Annotated in this window: 2 protein-coding genes and 1 pseudogene; all 3 read right to left on the reverse strand. The window is 46.6% G+C overall.

What is annotated here, in order from left to right; translation table 11 throughout:
* Positions 1-260, reverse strand: a pseudogene (locus tag FE296_RS00405) (lipase family protein); the annotation flags it as partial.
* Between the two features lie 21 nt (positions 261-281).
* Entirely contained in the window at positions 282-563 is a 282-nt protein-coding gene (locus FE296_RS00410) for a hypothetical protein (RefSeq protein WP_150363989.1), read from the reverse strand.
* 171 nt (positions 564-734) lie between these two features.
* Positions 735-3074 (reverse strand): DUF5704 domain-containing protein (locus tag FE296_RS00415; RefSeq protein WP_150363990.1); only part of this gene is annotated, 2340 nt, incomplete at its 5' end.

Below are 3074 nucleotides of genomic sequence, written 5' to 3' on the forward strand. Positions count from 1 at the left end.
TCCGCTTTTAAATCAGGAGCTTTTCTATCCCAAGTGCTGGATCCTTCCGTTCCTCGGAAAGCAACGACGGCTTGTTTTGTATCAGGATTATAAAAGGTCACTACATCCATGCCCGATGAATTGTGTTTCTGGTCTAGTACTTCCCAACCAGGGAGAACGCCTATTTTCTTACCAGTTTCATAATCCTTATACGCTTCTTGTGACATTTTCTTATAAACAAGATCAGTAATTTCTCTATTATTTGAACTCTCTTTATTCATTTAAACGCCCACCTTTCATTGTCATTCCAATTTGTATGGATCGTAACCTTCATTTAATAAAAAAGTTTCTAATTCTGGGCTAAAACTAAATGACTCCGCTCTGTTTTCTTCATAATTAATGGAAACATTAAAAGATTGTTCTTCATGTTGAGAAACATAGCCATAAAAAGTAACCCAACTCATTGCCATTTTAGGTTGCATTTGCTCCCTAGTAATTGTCACATCCAAGTCATATGTTTCTTTCAAATACTTAATAGCAATTGCCCTCGAACGGTCTATAATTTCTTTATCTTTTGTATCCACTCTTGAACACCCTCCTAAAATGAAAACTATCATTATGGTAAATGTAATTATCGTTATTATCCGGGACACAACCATCCCTCACTTTATCGACGTAGTTGTAAAATAGAAGAAATCCTCTAGTAAAAGGATTTCTTCTATCCAGTAACTGATTGTAATACTTACATTTGTTTCTTAATGCGGTACCTGTGCACTGAAATCATCCCGGCTGGAGCGATCCGCATGGTAAAAGACCACGTCTCCGTCACGCAACGTAAAGCTGTTTCCGTAGCTATCCTCTACCTTACGCTGGAATCCTTCTAGCAACCATTGATTCATCAGCGGGGCATGGATATATTGCAGATGCGGTGCCGCGAGATTTCCCTCTCGAATGGACTCAAAGTTGAAGTTCACCACGATATACCCATCCTTCAGGAAGATTGGCGATTTAGCATCCAATCCGCCATGCGTACGTCCATACTCCGCCAAGTTTTTTCCCGCTTGCACTACATAGGGCTCGGCGGGTAGACTGTATTCCCCGTACCATTGTTGAATGGCTGCATTCGCACGCAGTACATCGGCACTGGCGGTCGTTGGAATATTCGTTTTCGGACCAATAAACGTCCGAAGTTGTTCCGGCATCAAGAGTAGACTATACCCGCCTACGGGTGTTTTCATTTTCGTGAACTTGTCTCGATAGTATTCTTGATACGCTCGCTCACTCATCATCCCTGGATGGATTTCACCATACCGGTTGTATTTGTACGTCGCTGTATCTCGGAGTTGTTCGGACGGAACTTGACGTAGCCGATCGTTTAAAATCACGAATCGCTTCACTTGATCTTCTGTCGAACCGATGCGAATAAAGTTCCGTTGGTTGGTGGAGTAATACAGATCCACGGGCACACGTGTACTTCCATCCTTACTCACAAAATCAAAGGTTGGCGTAAGACGTATGCCGTCCCTTGGGCCAAACATGTTGCCTTTCGTTTTAAAATCAAACTTGAAGTGATATCCCGTTTTCACCGCCACATTTTGATACCCTTGCAGGGGGTGACTGCCCGGGCGAATCGGGACGGTAAACTGGGGTTTGTTCCCCCGCTTGTCCCCGTCGATATCCTGCGTACCCGTCCAGTAACTGATCCAGGTCGGCGCAAGGCTATTTTTGAAACGGCGGAAGACCAGCTCCCAGTTATAATCGGCGATATCGGTAATTTCAAAGTCGTATAGTCGCCCTATCACCTCCACAGATACTTCGTCCGAAGCGGCGTGGTAGTATAGATCTTTGTTCGCATCGGGCTGGGCGTCGATCTCTGGCTCAGTACTAAAATTCGACGGAGCATTTTCAGCGATATTCCGGAATTGCACCTGGTAGTCTCCTTCATCTACCCACACGGGCAGATAGAAGGTCGTATCCAGTACCGGTACCTGGATGTCGATCCACGTGTTTCGTGGATAAAATTGCGCTCGGTCAGCACTGTACACGTCAAAAGGAAACCGAACTTGTTTAATCCGATAATATTTAGCGTAATCCCGATCGCCATATCCGGGGTAGGCCCCCGCATCCAGATGCTGTCCGTTGGTCGGGATGCGAACTGTGAACGGTCGCTCCAAAATGAGCGCGGACCGGTTCATGTTCGGCACCGTTTTCTGGTTATGGGGCTGATCATCCGAGACAAGCGAGTAGTTCACCACTGGTGTATGGACGGTGACGGAGTTAATGGAATTGATCGGAAAAGTCATTCCTTCGCTGCCTCCCAAGGTCGTAGGATGAAGCGCATACTCAATCTCCCCCGTCGACTCTGTATTCGCCCTGTTCAAGCGGTCCTGGGGGATTAACAGCTGATCTGCGTAGAGCACCTGCTCTCCGGTGTTTTTATACGAACCGATCTTTGTCGGTGCTGGGATTTGCGTCGGATCCGGTCCATTTTCAACGACAGTGCTGCCATCCATTACCTTCGTGGTTAAACCTTCCCACGTAAAGTCAAGTGCATCATTCTTCACATCAGGCGGGCCCGTTTGACCCTCAGCTATGCCTTTAAGCAGTTCTGTGTCATCCGGTACTTCAGGCGGATCATATCCATCGCCTGCCACCACATCGGGAATGAAGTTAATTTCCCCCGTTTCCTGCGGTATCACATGAATCTCCACCTCCTCATCATGCTCCATCTCCAGGTCGGGCGCTGTATACCCCTGAGGCCAGAGCGTGATCCGACCACCATCAGGGAGAGCATAATTCTCCATTTCGGCTTGCTCAATGGAATACAGTTCAACGTTATTGATCTTCCAGTAGCTGTAATTCCTCTCAAAGCTGAACTTGTACTGGTATGGATATTCATCGGAACCTTGAGTATCTGGTTGCGGAATCGTTGTGCCATTTGGTCCCGGTAGGGCTGGTTGTTTAACCTTCCAAGTGCGGGCATAGGTAATATCGGCGGTACAATTATAGGTAATTGTGCCTTGCTGTTTGCCAAAGGTATGCTGGAACAGATAATTCATCGCCCACGTATTGGCATACAGGTGCTCTGAAGTCGG

The sequence above is a fragment of the Paenibacillus sp. UASWS1643 genome, assembly GCF_008693195.1.
Taxonomy (GTDB): Bacteria; Bacillota; Bacilli; order Paenibacillales; family Paenibacillaceae; genus Paenibacillus; species Paenibacillus amylolyticus_B.